The 18,961-nt window shown below is 41.6% G+C and carries 14 protein-coding genes and 2 tRNA genes; 12 read left to right on the forward strand and 4 right to left on the reverse strand.

Translation table 11 applies throughout. The annotated features are described in order from the left end of the window. Positions 1-57 precede the first annotated feature (57 nt). On the reverse strand, positions 58-708 hold the full coding sequence (locus N4597_RS00595) for a type II CAAX endopeptidase family protein (RefSeq protein WP_094131031.1): 651 nt from the start codon (positions 706-708) through the stop codon (positions 58-60). A 335-nt stretch (positions 709-1,043) separates the two neighbouring features. Here N4597_RS00595 and N4597_RS00600 point away from each other — a divergent pair, with 335 nt between their 5' ends. The 4 genes from N4597_RS00600 to N4597_RS00615 all read left to right on the forward strand — a co-directional run bounded on the left by N4597_RS00600 (position 1,044) and on the right by N4597_RS00615 (position 6,491). After that, complete coding sequence (locus tag N4597_RS00600) at positions 1,044-3,023, forward strand: DHH family phosphoesterase (protein ID WP_202021597.1); 1,980 nt, start codon at positions 1,044-1,046, stop codon at positions 3,021-3,023. Between the two features lie 18 nt (positions 3,024-3,041). Next, positions 3,042-3,491 (forward strand): 50S ribosomal protein L9, encoded by a 450-nt coding sequence (gene rplI, locus N4597_RS00605; RefSeq protein WP_050611373.1) that lies wholly within the window; start codon positions 3,042-3,044, stop codon positions 3,489-3,491. Positions 3,492-3,566: 75 nt separating this feature from the next. Continuing rightward, positions 3,567-4,958, forward strand: coding sequence for a replicative DNA helicase (gene dnaB / locus N4597_RS00610; RefSeq protein WP_260904123.1), 1,392 nt, complete (start codon positions 3,567-3,569; stop codon positions 4,956-4,958). A gap of 240 nt (positions 4,959-5,198) precedes the next feature. Further along, complete coding sequence (locus tag N4597_RS00615) at positions 5,199-6,491, forward strand: adenylosuccinate synthase (RefSeq protein WP_094131033.1); 1,293 nt, start codon at positions 5,199-5,201, stop codon at positions 6,489-6,491. Between the two features lie 570 nt (positions 6,492-7,061). On the opposite strand, the gene N4597_RS00620 is transcribed toward N4597_RS00615, so the two are convergent. Beyond that, positions 7,062-7,574 (reverse strand): acyl-CoA thioesterase, encoded by a 513-nt coding sequence (locus N4597_RS00620; RefSeq protein WP_056976454.1) that lies wholly within the window; start codon positions 7,572-7,574, stop codon positions 7,062-7,064. A gap of 111 nt (positions 7,575-7,685) precedes the next feature. Here N4597_RS00620 and N4597_RS00625 point away from each other — a divergent pair, with 111 nt between their 5' ends. From N4597_RS00625 to N4597_RS00645, 5 genes are all read left to right on the forward strand, one after another. Continuing rightward, a complete protein-coding gene (locus N4597_RS00625; RefSeq protein WP_260904124.1) occupies positions 7,686-9,566 on the forward strand; it encodes a bifunctional metallophosphatase/5'-nucleotidase in 1,881 nt (626 codons plus the stop codon). Between the two features lie 583 nt (positions 9,567-10,149). Then, positions 10,150-11,385, forward strand: coding sequence for a NupC/NupG family nucleoside CNT transporter (locus tag N4597_RS00630; protein WP_050611369.1), 1,236 nt, complete (start codon positions 10,150-10,152; stop codon positions 11,383-11,385). 201 nt (positions 11,386-11,586) lie between these two features. Beyond that, on the forward strand, positions 11,587-12,738 hold the full coding sequence (locus N4597_RS00635; protein WP_170091976.1) for an RNA-guided endonuclease InsQ/TnpB family protein: 1,152 nt from the start codon (positions 11,587-11,589) through the stop codon (positions 12,736-12,738). A 342-nt stretch (positions 12,739-13,080) separates the two neighbouring features. Beyond that, a tRNA-Lys gene (locus N4597_RS00640) sits at positions 13,081-13,153 on the forward strand. 40 nt (positions 13,154-13,193) lie between these two features. Further along, a tRNA-Lys gene (locus N4597_RS00645) sits at positions 13,194-13,266 on the forward strand. 121 nt (positions 13,267-13,387) lie between these two features. Here the strand turns inward: N4597_RS00645 and N4597_RS00650 are convergent. Together N4597_RS00650 and N4597_RS00655 are read right to left on the reverse strand one after the other, a co-directional pair. Beyond that, entirely contained in the window at positions 13,388-13,939 is a 552-nt protein-coding gene (locus tag N4597_RS00650) for an ECF transporter S component (protein WP_050611368.1), read from the reverse strand. Continuing rightward, positions 13,929-14,792, reverse strand: coding sequence for a pyridoxamine kinase (locus N4597_RS00655; protein WP_260904125.1), 864 nt, complete (start codon positions 14,790-14,792; stop codon positions 13,929-13,931). The genes N4597_RS00650 and N4597_RS00655 overlap by 11 nt, the downstream gene beginning before the upstream one ends. A 242-nt stretch (positions 14,793-15,034) precedes the next feature. On the opposite strand from N4597_RS00655, the gene yycF reads away from it, so the two are divergent. The 3 genes from yycF to N4597_RS00670 are packed head-to-tail and all read left to right on the forward strand — an operon-like array spanning position 15,035 to position 18,948. Continuing rightward, positions 15,035-15,748, forward strand: coding sequence for a response regulator YycF (yycF, locus tag N4597_RS00660; RefSeq protein ID WP_050611366.1), 714 nt, complete (start codon positions 15,035-15,037; stop codon positions 15,746-15,748). A gap of 19 nt (positions 15,749-15,767) precedes the next feature. After that, positions 15,768-17,639: a cell wall metabolism sensor histidine kinase WalK gene (gene walK, locus N4597_RS00665; RefSeq protein ID WP_094131041.1), complete on the forward strand. Its 1,872-nt coding sequence runs from the start codon at positions 15,768-15,770 to the stop codon at positions 17,637-17,639. After that, a complete protein-coding gene (locus tag N4597_RS00670) occupies positions 17,629-18,948 on the forward strand; it encodes a YycH family regulatory protein (protein WP_260904128.1) in 1,320 nt (439 codons plus the stop codon). Before walK ends, N4597_RS00670 begins: the two co-directional genes overlap by 11 nt. The last annotated feature ends 13 nt before the right edge of the window (positions 18,949-18,961 follow it).

Raw genomic sequence — 18,961 nt, forward strand, 5'->3', positions numbered from 1 at the left:
ACCTTAATTGTAACACTAAGAGGCGTTAACCAAGATTAAGATATTGGAAAATAAAACTTAGTGAATTCCTAAGAAGAAGACTAAGATTACGGGCGCGTTGTTTAAAACATGCAGGGTCAAGGAGGCGCTTAAATTTTTGGTATGTTTATAAACAAAGGCCAAGGTCCAACCTAAGGCCGAGTAAAGCAGGGTCCCTAAGATATTAAAGTTTGAGTGAGCTAGGCCAAAGAGGAGTCCGCTGACAATAATAGGTAAGAAAAATTTTTGGGGCCAAAATAGTTTCATGAAGATCCCTCTGAAAAGCATTTCTTCGCATAAGGGTGCAAAGATGCAGGCGATAATCACAATCATTAAGGCGGTGGTTTGGTTATGACCCATAGCCGCCCTGATGAGGTTATCATTTTTGGTATCCGTTTGGTGATACAACCACTGGCTTAAGTCAGCGTAAACTAGTTTAATCATGGTCAGAGTAAAGTAGCCCACGATAATAGCGACCCAGTCGTTTTTACTCAGTTTGTGGAAGGCGTCCTTTTTAAGCACCCAAAAGTAAAGACAAATCAAGAGGGCATAGAGTCCAAAGAAGGCTAGCCAGGCGAGGGCTTTTTTGCCAGGAAGAGTGGCTAAGCGTAAGCTGATTTGTGGCACGAAGAGTGCAACGGCTAGCAGTCCAAAACTGATAGTTGCTAGCAAGAATTGTTTTAGTTTCATTATTATGGCCCCTTTCAATTAGCTGCCTTTAGATTAACAAATTTTACTATAAAAGACTAGTTTGTTTAATTTTTGTGAAAGGCTGGGGGCAAAACGTGCTTTTTAACCTGAAAAAAGTTATACTTAGTTTACAGATAACTCATAACACAAATAAAGCTGGTGCGTAAGTGCCGGCTTTATTTGTTAGTAGCAAGGCTCATTTTACAAATAAAATACAAACACCGCCCTTTTAAGACAGGCATAAACTAGTATGATAAAATAAAGGATATATTAATTTTTAGGAAATACTAAAAAATGGTGGGGATGTACCCGTGAAAAAATTTTTACCAGCTTTTATGAAAAATGAGCAGTTACGCTTGTTAGCCTTCTTATTATTGGGACTAGCGGTAGTAGCAGTAATAACTGCTTTTATAGTTAATGGCTTATGGGGTTTAATCGTTTTGGTTTTATCCTTGATAGTTGGGGTCTTGGCTTACAGTGTCTTGTTGCAAGCCAATGAAGATACCAGTGAGTACCTAGCCGATTTATCTTACCGGATGAAACGTGGAGAGCAAGATGCCTTTATCAGAATGCCCTTAGGTGTATTATTTTACAATGAACAAGCCGAGGTTGAGTGGGTTAACCCGGCCTTACAGCATTTTTTTGGACAAGAAGATGTCTTAGGGCGGCCTTTGACCGAAGTCGATGAGGATTTAGCCCAAATTATTGCGGAAAATCAAGAGAATCACAAGGCAGTGGAGGTTGAATGGCGGGGAGCCTACTTCAATCTTTTAGTTCAAAGTGAAATCCATGCAGTTTACATGATGGAAATTACACACTATGCCAAGTTACAGAAACGCTATGATAACTCACGGCTGGTGATTGGCCAAATTTTTTTGGATAATTATGATGAAATAACTAAATCGTTGAACGATAAGGCCATTTCTAATTTGAGCAATTACATGACTAATGCCTTGTCCGATTGGGCCCGACAATTTAAGATGTTTTTAAAACGGGTCGACGAGGACCATTATTTTTTCCTTGGTTATACCCAGGCTCTACGCGAATTAGAGGCCGAGAAGTTTAAGATTTTAGACAGAGTTCGTGAAAGTACCTCCAAGCGCAACAGTCCGTTGACTTTAAGTATGGGGATTGCTTATGGGGGCGAGGATTTAGCCGAGCTTTCTAAGCTTTCCCAAAGCAACCTAGACCTAGCCTTAGGTCGGGGTGGGGATCAAGCTGTTGTCCGTGAAATAGATGGGCAAGCCCGCTTCTATGGCGGAAAAACTAACCCGATGGAGAAGCGGACGCGGGTTAGGGCCCGGATGATTTCTCAGGCCTTACAAGAATTAATGAATCAGTCTGACCAGGTATTTGTGATGGGTCACCAACGGCCTGATATGGACTCGATTGGGGCCTGTCTTGGCTTAAGACGGATTGCAGCGATGACTAAAAAAGAATGTTGGATTGTATTAGATCAAGAAAAAATGCATTCCGATATTGAAAGGTTGCTGGCAAGTCTAAAGCAGTACCCGGAAATTAAGGGTAAGATTATCTCGCCTAGCGAGGCGTTGGAAAAGGCTACTAAGAAGAGCCTATTGATTATGGTCGACCACTCTAAGCCATCAATCTCGATTAGCGCCGAACTTTACCAACGTTTACAAAATAGGGTAATGGTGATTGATCACCACCGGCGGGGCGAAGAATTTCCTGAAAATCCAATTTTAGTTTACATTGAGCCTTACGCAAGTTCTACTTGTGAGCTGATTACAGAAATGTTTGAATATCAGACCAAGGACGCTGAACCAATCAATAAGATAGAAGCCACCGCCATGCTGACGGGAATCATTATTGATACGAAGTCATTTTCACTTAGAACGGGGACGCGGACCTTTGATGCGGCCTCCTACCTACGTTCGGTGGGAGCTGACTTACAAATGACTAGACATTTTATGAAGGAAAATGTTGATAGTTACTTGCAAAGAAATCACCTCATTGATAGGGTTGAATTTATTGGGGCTGGTAATGCAGTGGTTGCGGGTGAAGAAAAGAAGGTTTATGATCCAGTAACCGCCGCCCAAGCAGCCGATTCACTCCTAAATATTAGTGGGGTTGAGGCTTCCTTTGTGATTACGAAACGGGCCGAGAATACGGTTGGCATTTCTGCTAGAAGTAACGGTGAGACTAACGTCCAAGTTATCATGGAAAAAATGGGTGGTGGTGGTCACCTCTCAAATGCAGCCACTCAAATTGAAGGGCAAAAGATTGCGCAAGTGAAAGACGAACTACTTGCAATTCTGAATGCAACACTTCAAAATGATACTGAGACCGAATAATTTTAGGAGGTAGATTTGATGAAAGTTATTTTTACACAAGATGTACGTGGTAAGGGTAAGCGTGGGGAAGTAAAGGAACTTCCAGACGGTTACGCTAACTTCTTAATCAAAAGTGGCAAGGTTAAGCAAGCTAATGCGCAAGCAATGAGTCAATTAGCTGGCCAAAAGCGGGCTGAAGCAAGACACGATGCCGAAGTTTTAGCCGAAGCTAAGGTATTAAAAGAAAAATTGGAGTCCGGCGACTTTGTGGTTGAATTAAAAGCCAAGGCGGGCACAGATGGCCGCTTATTTGGTTCAATTACTAGCAAGCAAATCTCCCAAGCCTTAGAGCAACAATATCAATTAAAGATTGATAAGCGTAAGATGGACTTAAAAGAACCAATTCGTTCAATGGGTTACGTTAATGTTCCCGTTAAGTTGCATAACGAAGTTACTGCTAAGATTCGGGTTCACATTTCAGAAAAATAAAGGCGAGATAAGCCGGCGTTTGGTGACAAAAAAGTTAGGCCAAGCGCTTTTTTAAGCTAGAAAGGAAGAAAAGTAATGGATAATGAGGTGCTTGAGCAAAATCTGCCACCCCAAAATATTGAAGCTGAACGTGCGGTTTTAGGGGCTGTTTTCTTCAACGCTGATGCTTTAACCGACGCGATGGAATACATTGAAGCCAGTGACTTCTACCGCCGTGCTCACCAACTTATCTTCCAGGCAATGGTTGATTTAAATGATGTCGGTGAAGCCATTGATGTGTTAACGATTCAAAACAAGCTGGCAGAAAAAAATCAGGTTGAAGATGTTGGTGGTCTAGATTACCTAATGGAATTGGTTGATTCGGTGCCAACGGCTGCTAACGCGGGTTATTATGCGAAAATTGTCAAGGATAAGGCGGTAGGCCGGCGCTTGATTACGGTGGCCTCTGACATCATCGGAATGGCTCAAGAGCAAAATGATGATATGACTTCTATCCTTGACCAGGCAGAAAAAAAGGTAATGGATGTTGCCGAAAATACCAACCGGGCTGGCTTTAAGAAGGTGGCTAGCGTCTTAGATGAGGCCTTAAATGAGGTGTACAGGCTATCAACCCAACAAGAAGACATTACTGGGCTAGCTACAGGTTACGATGCCTTAGACAAGATGACAGCCGGTTTGCAGAAAGATAATTTGATTATTATTGGGGCCCGACCTGCGGTGGGGAAAACAGCCTTCGTCTTGAATATCGCGCAAAACATTGCCATCAGTACCGACAAAGCGGTGGCAATCTTTTCGTTGGAAATGGGGGCTGAATCGCTGGTTAACCGGATGTTATGTGCCGAAGGCTCTATTCGGGCTAACAACTTGCGGACTGGGCAGCTAACCGATGAAGAATGGGATAACCTCACCATGGCTTCCGGGGTGCTTTCGCGGACCAATATTTATATTGATGATACGCCGGGAATTAAGGTGGCCGAGATTCGAGCTAAGTGTCGGCGTTTGGCTAAGGAAACGGGTAACTTGGGCTTAGTAGTAATCGATTATTTACAGTTAATTGAAGGCTCGGGGAGAGAAAGTCGCCAGCAAGAAGTTTCCGAAATTTCACGGCAGTTAAAGAAACTGGCCAAGGAATTATCGGTACCGGTAATTGCCTTGTCCCAGCTGTCACGTGGTTTGGAACAAAGGCAAGATAAGCGCCCGGTATTATCCGATATTCGGGAATCCGGGGCGATTGAACAAGATGCCGACATTGTAGCCTTTCTTTACCGGGATGACTACTATGAACGAGAAGGTAGCAATGATGAAGATACCAAGGCGCCTGCGGATGAAGGTGCAAACGACGCCGGTGAAATCGAAGTAATTATCGAAAAAAACCGGGCCGGTGCGCGCGGGACGGTGAAGTTACTCTTCTTAAAAGCTTACAACAAGTTTGTTAATATTACTTACCAGCAACCAGAGGGAGTTTAAATTAGGGAAACTAAGAAAGACGAAAGTTCTAGCTTGGTTTCTCTTTTTTTTACTATTTGGTCCTAAAAAAGTTCGTTAATTTAATTTTAATTATTATTTCAGTGAGATAATATTCGGCTTTACCTTGAATGTTAGGGGGCGATTTGTTACAATAGTTACGGTGTTAAGACAGGTTAGCTGTCTAAAAGAAAACTAGAAACGAAGTACCGTTTTCGTGACAAAAATAATGAGGTGAAGTTAATGTCATCAGTAGTAGTTGTAGGAAGCCAATGGGGCGACGAAGGTAAGGGAAAGATTACTGACTTCTTGAGTCGGGATGCTGAAGTAATCGCTCGTTATCAAGGTGGGGACAATGCCGGTCATACCATCGTTTTTAACGGGGAAACTTTTAAGTTACGCCTAATTCCATCCGGGATTTTTTACTCAGATAAGATTAGCGTTATCGGTAACGGGGTGGTTTTGAACCCGAAATCATTAGTGGCTGAGTTGGACTACCTAAAAGAAAAAGGGGTTCCTACAGACAACCTCCGAATTTCTGACCGGGCTCACGTTATTTTGCCTTATCACATTGTTCTAGACGGTTTGCAAGAAAAGTCTAAAAAGGGCAACAAGATTGGGACAACTAATAAGGGGATTGGCCCAGCTTACATGGATAAGGCCTCTCGCGTGGGCATTCGGGTAGCCGACCTGTTAGATAAGGAAACTTTTGAAGCAAAATTACGGACTAACCTTGCGGAAAAGAACCGCCTCTTTGAAAAGTTCTATGATGCAGAACCATTGAAGTTTGAAGATATTTTTGAACCTTACTTTGAATACGGCCAACGCTTCAAGGAATACGTAACTGATACCTCAGTTGTTTTAAACGATGCCTTAGATGCAGGCAAACGGGTCTTATTTGAAGGAGCCCAAGGGGTAATGTTAGATATTGACCACGGGACTTACCCATTCGTTACTTCATCCAACCCCGTAGCTGGTGGGGTTACCATCGGTAGTGGGGTAGGCCCAGCTAAGATTGATAAGGTAGTAGGGGCATGTAAGGCCTATACTTCCCGTGTAGGGGACGGACCTTTCCCAACAGAATTATTTGATGAAATCGGTGACCGGATTCGGGAAGTTGGTCATGAATACGGAACGGTAACTAAGCGCCCACGGCGAATTGGTTGGTTTGATAGCGTGGTTATGCGCCACTCTAAGCGGGTTTCCGGTTTAACTAACCTTTGCCTCAACTGCTTAGACGTGTTAACCGGGTTAGACGAAATCAAGATTTGTACAGCCTACGAATTGAACGGGGAAAAGATTTATCACTACCCAGCTAGCTTGAAGGAATTGGCAGCATGCAAGCCTGTGTATGAAACCCTACCTGGCTGGCAAGAAGATATTACTGGCTGCAAGACTTTGGAAGAATTACCAGAAAATGCGCGTAACTACATCCACCGCATTCAAGATTTAGTTGGAGTTAAGGTGTCAACCTTCTCTGTTGGCCCAGACCGTGAACAAACAAACGTCTTGGATAACGTATGGGCCCGTATCTAATTAAGAAGCAATAACCTCAAGAACTTAGCTAAGTTCTTGAGGTTATTTTTTATCTAAATATAATTTTTAGGTAATGAATAATAATGAATTCTGCTAAAAAGTAAGTCATATTAAGCTTGAGCACGGTTACCGTTTAAGGGGAGGAAAAACAGTTGGGCTTGATTTTAAAGGGATTGAATAGTTTAAACGGGTAGTAAATAGTTGCAATGAGTGTATATGATTGTATATTGGAATGCAAAAAAATTTTTTTCTAGTTATGAAAGCTTGCTACGATAACCTCTATTGGGATTGTTATATTTTTTTAACTATATTAACCCTTTTCTTTTAGAAAAAAGCGCGCTAAAATATAGAAGTATTAAAAAATCAAGAACGGACGTTTGAATTATTTTTGAGTTAACTTAGGAATAGGGGGAAGACTGCATGGTAATCTCAGCAGAAACATCCACGGAAGATTTAATTAAGCAAGTAATGGCAGAACGCAACTGTTCGTACCAAGAGGCAATTAAGTTATTGCTAGAATTAGCCCGAAACTAAGCTAAAAGTCCAACGGAACTAGCCGTTGGACTTTTTTTAGTTTTCCCAAGGATGTTTGAGCGATAGCTGGGCTTGGAAGGCCTTTTGTTGTTGGTAGGCTAACATCCGCGCTTGCCGGCGTTTAGGGTAGCCAGCACAAATATATTGTTCTTCTTCACTTACGGGGGTAATTTGGCCTAGGGTGACCCCCTTGTCAGGAACGACAAAGGTTAAGAAGGCGGTTGCCCCTAGATAGCGTTCGCCAGTATTTAGGTGTTCACCAATGATTTTGGCAAAGACCTCGATTGAGCGGGTACCTGTTCCCGTAACGTAAGTTTCAATGCAAAAAGAATCATCTAATTTGAAGGGTAAAATAAAGTTTAACTCGTCAAGCGAGGCCGTAACGAGGCTGGCCCTTCCAATCCGGGAGGCCGAAATTGAAGCAGTGCCGTCCAAAATTTCAAGCAGGCGACCGCCATAAACGGTCCCGTGCTCGTTTAAATCACTGGCGAGTACGCGGTGGCTGGTAACCGCTAGGGTTTGACGACAAGTTAGAATTTGACTTGACATAAAAAACACTTCTTCCTAACAATGATACCTTTAGTTTAACAAACTTTGACACTTGCGGCCTATAAAAAAGTTCTTTAAAATAAGGCTGATAAAAAGAGAGGGGAATAACTAGTGGTGAAAAAGACTTTGAAGATAGCAATTGTGAGTATTTGCGGCCTGTTATTAAGCCTAAGTTCGGTTCAAGCAAGTAGCCCTAAAAAAGTAGAGGTCATCTTTACTCATGATCTACATTCACACTTAGATTCATACCGGGTGGCAAGTCCAAAGGGGATTGAGGATGTCGGAGGGGTTAGCCGGTTAGCAACTGTGATTAAAACGCAGCGCCAAAAGCATCCTGACACGTTGGTAGTTGATGCCGGTGACTTTAGTATGGGGACTTTATACCAGACTTTATATGAGCGCCAGGCGACCGAATTAAATTTTTTGCAGGAGCTAGGCTTTGATGCGACGACTTTGGGTAACCATGAATTCGACTATGGTGATAAAGCTTTGGCTAAAATGTTGACCAAGGCTAAGAAGCTGCCCTTGTTAGAGGCAAACATTGACTGGCAAAAATCAGCTAGCCCTAAACTGGAAGCCGAATTTAAAAAGTACGGTTTAAAAAAGTACACGGTGGTAAAAAAGGGTAACGTCAAAATTGCCTTAATTGGGGTAATGGGTAACGATTCAATCGAAGATACCCCGACAACCAAGTTGAAGTTCAAGGATCCGATTAAGTCCGTTAAGCAAACGGTGGCGGAAATTAAGCGTAAAGAAAAAGTTGATATGATAGTTTGCCTATCCCATAGTGGTACAAGCCAGACTAAGACTTCTGAAGACGAAGAGCTGGCAAAGAAGGTCCCTGACTTAGACTTAATTATTAGTGGGCATACTCATACCGTTTTGAACAAGCCGCTAAGACATGGCCAAACCTACATTGTTTCTTGTGGTGCATACGGACGGTACACGGGCCTAGTGAAGTTAAAGCAAAAGCTAAATCACCGCTGGAAGTTAGTTGATTATCGCTTAATTTCAATGACGCAAGCAATTCCTAAAGATCAGCAGGTAGAAAAACAATTAAGGGCGGATACGGCCTTGATTGACCAAACTTATTTAAGTAAGTTGGGCTACCGTAAAGATCAAGTAATCGCCTATAATCCTTATAACTTTGAAAGCGTGGATGATCATTACTTTAAGCCGGGAGAGCATCGGCTGGGTGATTTTATGGCAGATTCGTATTTATACGCGTTACAACAAGCTAAGATTAAGGCGGATGTAGCGATTGTCCCAGCGGGGGTAATTCGCGATACCTTAGTTAAAGGGCCGGTAACAATCAACGATGCCTTTAACCTCTTTTCGCTAGGTAAGGGTCAAGATAAGTTGCCAGTTTATCCCTTGGTAAAAGTTTATCTGACCGGGAAGGATTTAAAAAAGGTGGCTGAAATTGATGCCTCCTTAGCCAACTATTTAAACTCGGCCCGCCTGTATATGAGCGGATTAGGTTATGAATACAACCTGCATAGAGCCTTGATGAACAAGGTGACGGCGGCTTATTTGCTTGATAAGCAGGGGCACAAAAAGCAAATCAAGGATACTAAGTTATATCCAGTGGTCGCTGATATGTACTCAGCTCATATGTTAGGCTCACTAAAAAAACAATCGTATGGTCTCTTAAATGTAACCCCACGTAAAAGTAATGGCCAGGCGGTGACAGATTACCAACAAATGGTGGTGATGAAGGGTCAGCGTGAGTATAAGGTCTTTGAGGCTTTTGCCAGTTACTTACAATCATTTCCTAAAGGTAGCCAGGGGCTAGCGACAATTCCTAGCTACTATAACCAGTTGCACAAGCGGAAGGTGCAAAAAGCTAGCTATAATCCGCTAGCCTTATTGAGTAAGCCTAATCGCTTTACCTTTGCCTTAATTGGGACAGTACTCGGGTTAGGATTAATTGTAATTTGGGTAGCTAAAAAGTTATTGCGTCTAAAACGGGCAAAATTTAAGCGGAAATAATAAAAAGACGATGGACTAGTAATCTTCATCCACCGTCTTTTGTTATATAGTAGCCTATAATTTCTAGTAACCTTACATCACCGCAAATAGTTCTTCACGATCTTCTTTTACATTATCAGGCGATCCGTTAGGAGAAATTATAGCTTATAGAAAGGAGTTCCATCCTACCTATCTGTTGATATCCAAAGACATCTTAATATAAACGCTTGGCCAGTACTGGCACTTCTTCGTAGGATTGCTATAACCCCTTTACACCTATTATTATAGCTGAATTCTTTAAAAAAGCAAGCGTTTTCAAAAAATATCTTCTTTTTAAGCTTGAATTTTACTTAAAAAATAAATTATTTTTCTAAGTGAAAATTAATCGTTCGGGGAAATGATAAGGTGGCAATTATTTGAAACCGTATTTTTGATGTGAGTAAAACCTTTTTCTTGATAAAATGTTTTACCTATTAGATTAGTAAATCGTAATTTTACGAAAAATGTTCAGAGTTTACAAAGTAGGGCAAAGTATATATACTAATTAAAAAGTTTATATTCTTTAATTTTTTATTATGTTTCTTAATTTTTAGGAGGTATTATTGTGTATTTAGCAATAAACGTTATTGGTTTGCTAATTTTTCTAGCCATTGGGTGGATTTTCTCCAAGGATAGGAAAGCAATTAACTGGAAGGCAGTCTTAATCATGGTTGTCTTCAACTTAGTCTTAGCTTGGTTCTTAACAAGTTTCCCAATTGGACGGATGATTGTTAAGGGGGCAGCGGCTGGATTTGACCAACTTGTTCAAGTTGCTTATGAAGGGATTGCCTTTGCCTTTCCAAGCATGGTTAAGGTTAAGCAAATGGACTTCTTCTTCTCCGTTTTAATGCCAATTTTACTAATCGTGCCATTATTTGATATTTTAACTTACATTGGAATTTTACCTTGGTTCATTAAATTAATCGGACGGGGGCTTTCCTGGTTAACAGGGCAACCAAAATTTGAATCATTCTTTGCGGTTGAAATGATGTTCTTAGGTAACACAGAAGCTTTAGCCGTATCTAGCTTACAATTAAAGCAAATGAGTAAAGAACGTAACTTGACATTGGCAATGATGTCTATGTCTTGTGTAACTGCTTCAATTATTGGTTCATATACTTTGATGATGCCAGCACAATTTATCTTGACTGCGGTACCTGTTAACGTTGTGAACGCCTTGATTGTAACTGCGATGTTAAACCCTGTTTCTGTTCCAAAAGAAGAAGATACGATTGCAACAATGCACAGTGCCGTAGCGGAAGAAGCAGGCGATGTTGAAGCTGATGGTAAGAAAGAACCATTCTTCTCCTTCTTAGGTGACTCTATCTTAGGAGCAGGTAAGCTAATCTTAATCATCTGCGCCAACGTTGTGGCCTTCGTTGCCTTAGCCGCTATGATTGATAAGCTTTTAGGGGCTATTTATCCATGGCTATCCCTAGAACACATCTTAGGAATCATCATGTTCCCATTTGCTTGGTTAATGGGCTTACCTGTTGATGATGCCTTCAAGTTTGCTCAATACATGGGAACTAAGTTAGTTACTAACGAATTCGTGGTAATGGGTGAAGTTACTAAGACCATCCGGACAGCGGCCTTTAGCGACCACTTCCGGGCAGTATTGACAGTGTTTGTTACCTCCTTTGCTAACTTCTCAACAGTTGGGATGATTATCGGTTGTTTCAAAGGGATTGTTAACAAAGAAAAGAACAGCTTAATTTCTAAAAACGTTGGTTATATGTTAATTTCAGGGATTTTAGTTTCCCTTCTATCCGCAGCAATGGTCGGAATTTTCGTGTGGTAATCAGCTTATAAGTAAGGTAGAAAGCAGCTAGCAGAGAGTTTTCCTAGCTGTTTTCTTTTACCAAAAATATAGAATATTGTAGAAAACAATAGAACTATAGTCAATCAGAAAATAAAAAATGTATGATTGGTACGTTCTAGAACTTATGTTTTGAATTTTGGTTAAGAAAGTGCTATCATCTCTGTAACAGGAGGTGAATTTATGTTGCGTGTACAAAAAGTTAGACTGTATCCTAACGAAACTATGAAACAAGTCCTTGATGATTTATGTGATTATCGTAGATATTGTTGGAATCAAGGCTTAGCTTTATGGAATGACATGTATGATGCTTCGTTAGTTTTAGGCGATAAGAAGTTACGTCCAAACGCACGTAAGGTTCGCGATGAGTTAGTTGCTACCAAGGAAGATTGGCAGTACCGGCTGTCGGCTCGTTGTTTACAGCTAGCCATTTCTGACCTAAATAAAGCTTGGCAAAACTTCTTTAAGAAGTCGTTGCCCGATTGGGGTAAACCAAAGTTTAAGTCTAAAAAGACGGCCCGCCAAGGCTTTAAGACGGACCGAGCACAGATTATTAATGGCAAGTTACGACTGGATAAGCCTCGTGAGATTAAAGCCTGGGCTGATATTAGTTTTAAGGGTGCCAAAAGTTTAGTCGGCGACCTAAAAGTTGTTTCGATTTATCGTGAAAACGGTAAGTACTGGGCGAGTTTACCCTTTGAAGTTAAGGTGACGAAGAAAACTAAGACCGGACAAAAGACAGCCGTTGACGTTAATGTTGGTCACTTTGACTATACTGAAGGTCAAGTCAAAACTTTACCTAACAATTTAAAGGCTTTATACAAACGCATTAAGCATTACCAACGCCTCTTAGCTAGGAAACGAGTGGCAAACGGAAAGAAAGCGACGCAAACAAATAATTACGTTAAGACGAGAGCCAAGTTACAACGTGATTATCGTCGGGTTGCCAATATCCAACACGATATTGTCCAAAAGTTTACCACTATGCTAGTCAATAATTATGACCGAATTGTCAGCGAAGACTTGGCTGTCAAGCAAATGCAGATGAGTCATGTCGCATCCAAAGGCTTACACCGGTCAATGTTTGGCTATTTCAAGCAGGTTTTAAAATATAAGTGTGAATGGTATGGCAAGGAGTTAATCCTAGCGGACCGTTACTATCCAAGTACCCAGCGCTGTTCTCAGTGTGGTCATGTTAAGACTGGCGCAGATAAAGTCGGACTTGACGGCAATAAGAAACACGGAACAAAACATAACGAGTATGTTTGTTATGAGTGCGGGGCAGTTATGGAGCGAGACAAAAATGCCGTGAGAAACTTACTTGCTTTACTGTAAAAATAAACGGGGTGGGCTACACCCTTAAGCTACAAGAGTCAGTCACTGTCATTACCCCCAAGTTGGGATATGGGAATACTGGTGTTGACGGTAGTAAATAAAATTAGGAAAGGAAAACTATATTCTTTCTGATAATGTAGAAGAAGCTACACGCTTTTCTATGTTATTCTACATTTTGTATAGCAGAGAGTTTTCCTAGCTGTTTTCTTTTACCAAAAAAGCTTAAAAGTAATTAATTTAAATAAAAGTGCAAAAAAATAAAAAAAAGACTTGCATAAGTAAAAAATACTTGGTATTATATTTCTTGTCGGTAAGCGATAAAGCTTCTGGCTTAAGAAATATGGGTGGTTAGCTCAGCTGGCAGAGCAACGGACTCTTAATCCGTGGGTCCAGGGTTCGATCCCCTGACCACCCATTGAAGACTTATCTTCATTATCTATTTTTAATATAGATATGAGTGGCTAGCTCAGCTGGCAGAGCAACGGACTCTTAATCCGTGGGTCCAGGGTTCGATCCCCTGGCCACTCATCAGAGATTTACTAGTCATCCCTTGTGGATGGCTTTTTTGTTATAACCAGTATTTTTTAGACAGACTAAATAGGACCTTAGCAAAGCTAAGGTCCTATTTATATTAGTTGTTATAATTTCGCTAACGCTTAGTGACTGCCTGTAAAATACGCTTAAGGAAGAAGTATAAAAGCGGGGTACAAATGGCTGTCGAAATAGAATTGATCACCGTAGCAGGTAAACTGAAAAAAGACGCAACTAGGGCAACTTTAAAGACCGTTCCTGCCATTAGTGCCTCGACAATTGACGTACAATAAGAAGTAAAAATCTTAGTCACACCCGCGACAATTGCAAGGATGATAATATTTCGCCGGCTGTCTTGATAGTTGAAAGCCTTGAAAAGTCCGGAAATTACCAAGGCGACAATAACCACTTCAAGCATTGTTAACCAAGAAGTAGCAGCATAGCCATTTAAAATATCAAAACCGCCTAAACCGATAATCCCGGCTAACATACCGTTACGTAAACCTAAGGTTAGGATGGCCACAGCTGTTAGGGTATTACCAAAGTGAATGAAAGGGCGTCCCACCATAGCGGGGATTGGAATGCGCAGAACCCAAATCCCAATATAGATGATGGCAGCAAATAAACCTGTTAACACGATGGCGCGCAGGCTGTTTTGGTTAGTCCGCATCGACTCTCCTCCTTTTATTAAGGGTATTTAGTAGAAAATCTAGGCTAGAAGCGTAATTAATTCCCAAGCGGCGGTCGTGGTTTTTGGGGGTGTTAGCAATCGCTTGGCTAATGAAATCCATTGCTAGCTTGCATGCTACAGGAGTTGCTAAGCCCGCTAAAACGCCAGCTAAAAGACTACTTGCAAAGAGGTCGCCCGTCCCAAAAAAGTTCCCAGCCAATTTAGGTTGGACGAAGCTTTGACTGCGGTCTGGCCTTTGTTCATAACAAACTAAGCCAATTTGGTCTGCAGCTAGGTCAATCCCCGTGATGACAACAGTTGGAATTGAATATTTTTCAGCTAAGGTGCGGGCTAATTTTTCTGCTAGTTCAATTGTTGGTGGAGAAGTAGCAAGTTGAGGCTGGTTCAATAAGAAGGCAGCCTCGGTAAAATTTGGAGTAACAATTGTCGCAGTTTTAATTAGCGCTTGCATTTCCTTAACGTAGTCGTCATCAAAGCCACGATAGAGCCGACCATTATCGCCCATAACCGGGTCGATTAGGGTAATAGTTGAAGGAGTAGCTAGGGTTTGGTAATGGTTTAACCAGACAGATAAAGCCCGCTTTCCTAAATATCCCAGATAGATCGCGGTAAATTTTAGGTCTAGTTGTTGCCAATGATGAATGATGTTAAGCATTTCATCGGCTAAGTCAAGATAACTATTAGCTCCAAAGCCGCCGGTATGCGTTGAAAGAACTGCAGTTGGCAGGACTGTGGGGGCAAAACCACTGGCGCCTAGCAAGGGTAAGGCTACTCCTAGCGATACCTGCCCATAACACGATAAATCTTGACTGATTAAAACCTTATCTAGCATGAATCCTCCTCGCCTCTAACTAAAAAATCTAGACTAGCAGCTCAAACGAAGAGCTTGTTAGTATTATAGCATGTTTACAAGTGAAAATAAGGATATTTACGGGAAAATCTTTAAAAAGTGACTAGGTGTAAGCGCTGGTTAAGCGGTGACTTTCTTGGTTTTGCCCTAATAATGGGTTATAATTAGGGGGACAGAATTTTATCTTATTATGTGTAAGGATTTATTCCTTTAGGAGAAGAGTTATGAAGAAAATTTTAGTTGTTGATGATGAAAAACCGATTTCAGATATTATCAAATTTAACTTAACTAAGGAAGGCTATGACGTTTATACGGCTTATGATGGCCAGGAAGCTTTAGAACAAGTCGAAGAAGTTAACCCTGATTTAGTAATCCTTGATTTAATGCTACCTAAGATTGATGGCTTAGAAGTTGCGCGGGAAGTTCGTAAAACCCACGATATGCCGATTATCATGGTGACGGCTAAGGATTCAGAAATAGATAAAGTCCTCGGGCTTGAAATGGGGGCGGATGATTACGTAACGAAACCATTTTCTAACCGGGAATTAGTGGCCCGGGTTAAGGCCAACTTGAGACGCCAGTCAGCTGTTGCAGCTAATAGTCAAGCGGAAGAAGAAAATGCCAATAGCGATATTACCATCGGCGATTTAACCATCCATCCTGAGGCGTACATGGTTTCAAAGCACGGGGATAAAATTGAACTAACTCACCGTGAGTTCGAGTTACTTCACTATTTGGCTAAGCATATTGGACAGGTAATGACACGGGAACACTTATTACAGACCGTTTGGGGCTATGATTATTTCGGCGATGTCCGGACAGTTGACGTGACGGTTAGACGGTTACGCGAGAAAATTGAGGATAACCCTAGCCGGCCTGTTTGGTTGGTTACCCGGCGGGGTGTAGGTTATTATTTGAGAAACCCTGAAGCAGAATAAAAAGGGGATAAACGGGTAAATGAGTGTCAATAAGAAGTTGCGCTTTTTTCAATCAATTCATTTTAAAATAGCTCTTGTGTTTGCGTTATTACTGTTAATAACGTTTCAAATCGTGGGGGCTGTTTTTGTGCAACAGTTAAAAAGCGATAATATTAAAGCCTTCAAGCAAAGGGTCGAGTTGTCGACTTATGTTGATAATTCTCTAATTGCTAGCCTAAATAGCAGTGATACGGCGGCTGCTAACCAAAAGATTCGTAAAGTACTAGAAGATATTAACAATGAAAACATCTCGGAGATTCAAGTGGTCGACGTTAAGGGAACCATTAGGGGCGATAGCGATGTCAACAACCGCTCGTTAGTTGGGCAAAAGACGACGGATGCCGAGATAAAGCAGGTTATCTATAATAGTCGTTCCTTTACTAAAACTACCTACGATAAGCGGGATAACCGCCGGTATTATATCGCAATTACGCCGCTTTTAAGTGTTAGCGGTAATACTAACACCGTGGTGGGGGCAGTTTACGTCAAGGCTAATATGGAGACGGTGTATGATTCCATCAACAGCGTGGTAGTGATTTTTGCAACCGCCTCGTTAATCGCGACCGCTATTGGGATGGCCTTAGCAATCGTGATTTCGCGGGCGATAACGCGGCCGATTGATGAGATGAAAAAACAAACTAGTCGGATTGCCCGCGGGGACTATTCAGGCCAAGTTAGAATTTATGGTCAAGATGAACTCGGTCAGTTAGCCCAAGCGGTTAATAACTTGTCGGTCAAGATTGAAGAGGCGCAGGAAAGTTCTGAAGCGGAACGCCGCCGGTTAGATTCAGTCTTGTCCCACATGTCTGATGGGGTGATTGCAACTGACCGCCGGGGTAATATTACCATCATTAACGAGATGGCTTCGGAGGATTTAAATGTTAACCCCGACGAGGTCATTGGCCGGTCGATTTTAGATGTGCTAGATATTCGGTCTCAGTATACGTTACGTGAAATTTTGGAGAACCAAGACGAGATTATCCTAGACTTATCTGATGCAGAACACGAACAGATTTTAAATGCCTATTTCTCCTTGATTCAACGAGAATCGGGCTTTATTTCTGGCTTGGTCTGCGTTTTGCATGATGTGACCGAACAACAAAAGATTGATCGCGAACGGCGTCAGTTCGTTTCTAACGTTTCTCATGAGCTACGCACACCGTTAACGAGTATGCGCAGTTATATCGAGGCGCTAAATGATGGGGCCTGGAAGGATCCTGAGGTTGCCCCCCAATTCTTAAAGGTTACCCAGGATGAAACCGACCGCATGATTCGGATGATTAATGATCTCTTGAGCCTGTCTAGGATGGATTCTGGCAGACTGCAATTGGAACTAGAATTAGTTAATCTAAACGAATTATTTAATTATATTTTAAATCGCTTTGATATGATGCTGGATAAGGACAATAATGATACCCGTGATACCAAGACCAAGAATTACACCATCAAGCGGGATTTTACCAAGCGGGACTTATGGGTGGAAATTGATACCGACAAGTTTATTCAAGTGGTGGATAATATCATGAATAATGCCATCAAGTACTCGCCCGATGGTGGGGTAATTACTTGTCGCTTGTTAGAAACGCATAACCATGTGATTTTGAGTATTACCGACCAAGGTTTGGGGATTCCTAAGAAGGATTTAAACCATGTTTTTGACCGCTTCTTTAGGGTTGATAAGGCCCGTTCACGTGCCCAAGGCGGAACCGGGTTAGGTTTGGCCATTTCTAAAGAGGTAATTGCCCTCCACCATGGTAAGATTTGGGTAGACAGTATCGAAGGAAAGGGATCAACATTCTATATTTCCTTGCCTTATGAAGAGTACGAGGGGGATGCATGGGATGAGGCTTAATTTAAGAAAGTACTTATTGGTACTAGGACTCCTAGTTGCAGTAGTTATTAGTTTGGTATTTTCATACTTGATTTGGATTAACCCGGCCCGCTCGCAAGCTAATTCTAGCGCGACGAGTAGCACGCCTAATAGCGCGCTGCCAGATAGCATTAGAAAAAAGGTTGGGGACATTTACCTGCCAACTAACGTGGTTTTTAATGACGATGCTAAGCAATACCGCTTAACCAGTGATACGCTAGATTTAACCAATTACACTAAAAAGCAACTGGTTAAATGGCAATACGAGGACATTAAGCGGCTGCCGACTAAATCCGCTAGCACTTACCAGCGCTACTTGCACACTAAAAATGCCTTAGTTTTAAATTATCCTGTAGCCGTGACTGCTAGGACGGTGGCAGAAACATTTAACTTTAAGGTAAGTAAGTATAAGTCAGCTTTGATTTCAAGGATTATTATCCCCCTAACTAAGATGGACAGAATTTACCTCCTGGATGATAAGCAAGAGGCTGTTTATATGGTGGGATTAAAGAAAGCCACTAAGCAAAAACTCATCGCACTTGCTAAAGATAAGGACAACTTACGAAGTGAGGTAACCTTTGAAAAAATCGGGGATAAGTATACTTTGTTCTATCAAGATGGGATTAGGGTTGCCCAGTATAGCTATCTTTTAAATAAGGAGAGCACGGGCTTATTTGTTAACCGGCTATTGGGAACTAATAACACTAGTGCTATTACCGCTAAAGAACAGGACGCGACTACAACCTACTCTGACGGTGCAGCAATGCGGTTAACTATTCAAAAGAAGACTGGGGCCGTGACCTTTAATGACTATAACAGTAGTAACTCTAGGAGAAATTACAGTTATGAAAATTATTTGACGGCCGGACTGACTAACTTAAATAACATTGGGGTGGCTTTAGATGACGTTCGCTATGATTGTTATGATAGTAAGCGCCACTTGCTGACTTACCGTAATTATATTAATGGTTACCCTGTGATTGCAGCCGAAAGTGCGGGGGCATATAGTATCCTGTTGACAAATAGCGGAAAAAAGCGGTTAGATTTTTCGTTATATACTTTGCAAATTCCGGTGCCTTCAGCTGGGGGAGCGATAACTTTACCTAATACGAGGTGGGTAATAAGCCAGTTGCTTAGCCAGGGCTATGATCAAGCTAAGATTGGCGATATTAAGGTAGGCTACAGTTGGAATCAAAACCAGACTTCTAACCAAGTGGTGGATTTAAAACCAACGTACTTTGTTAAATATGATAATCAATGGTCAGATTATCAGAGTTTGCTTAATAGTTAGGAAAGGTGGCAAG

The sequence above is a fragment of the Ligilactobacillus agilis genome, assembly GCF_025311475.1.
GTDB classification, from domain to species: domain Bacteria; phylum Bacillota; class Bacilli; order Lactobacillales; family Lactobacillaceae; genus Ligilactobacillus; species Ligilactobacillus agilis.

Coding starts and splice junctions, on each gene's coding strand:
- N4597_RS00650 (WP_050611368.1), bottom strand. CDS start 13,939: ATGCGGACTAACCAAAACAGCCTGCGCGCCATCGTGTTAACAGGTTTA.
- N4597_RS00670 (WP_260904128.1), top strand. CDS start 17,629: ATGAGGCTTAATTTAAGAAAGTACTTATTGGTACTAGGACTCCTAGTT.
- yycF (WP_050611366.1), top strand. CDS start 15,035: ATGAAGAAAATTTTAGTTGTTGATGATGAAAAACCGATTTCAGATATT.
- N4597_RS00655 (WP_260904125.1), bottom strand. CDS start 14,792: ATGCTAGATAAGGTTTTAATCAGTCAAGATTTATCGTGTTATGGGCAG.
- N4597_RS00615 (WP_094131033.1), top strand. CDS start 5,199: ATGTCATCAGTAGTAGTTGTAGGAAGCCAATGGGGCGACGAAGGTAAG.
- dnaB (WP_260904123.1), top strand. CDS start 3,567: ATGGATAATGAGGTGCTTGAGCAAAATCTGCCACCCCAAAATATTGAA.
- N4597_RS00620 (WP_056976454.1), bottom strand. CDS start 7,574: ATGTCAAGTCAAATTCTAACTTGTCGTCAAACCCTAGCGGTTACCAGC.
- N4597_RS00600 (WP_202021597.1), top strand. CDS start 1,044: ATGAAAAATGAGCAGTTACGCTTGTTAGCCTTCTTATTATTGGGACTA.
- N4597_RS00595 (WP_094131031.1), bottom strand. CDS start 708: ATGAAACTAAAACAATTCTTGCTAGCAACTATCAGTTTTGGACTGCTA.
- N4597_RS00635 (WP_170091976.1), top strand. CDS start 11,587: ATGTTGCGTGTACAAAAAGTTAGACTGTATCCTAACGAAACTATGAAA.
- walK (WP_094131041.1), top strand. CDS start 15,768: ATGAGTGTCAATAAGAAGTTGCGCTTTTTTCAATCAATTCATTTTAAA.
- rplI (WP_050611373.1), top strand. CDS start 3,042: ATGAAAGTTATTTTTACACAAGATGTACGTGGTAAGGGTAAGCGTGGG.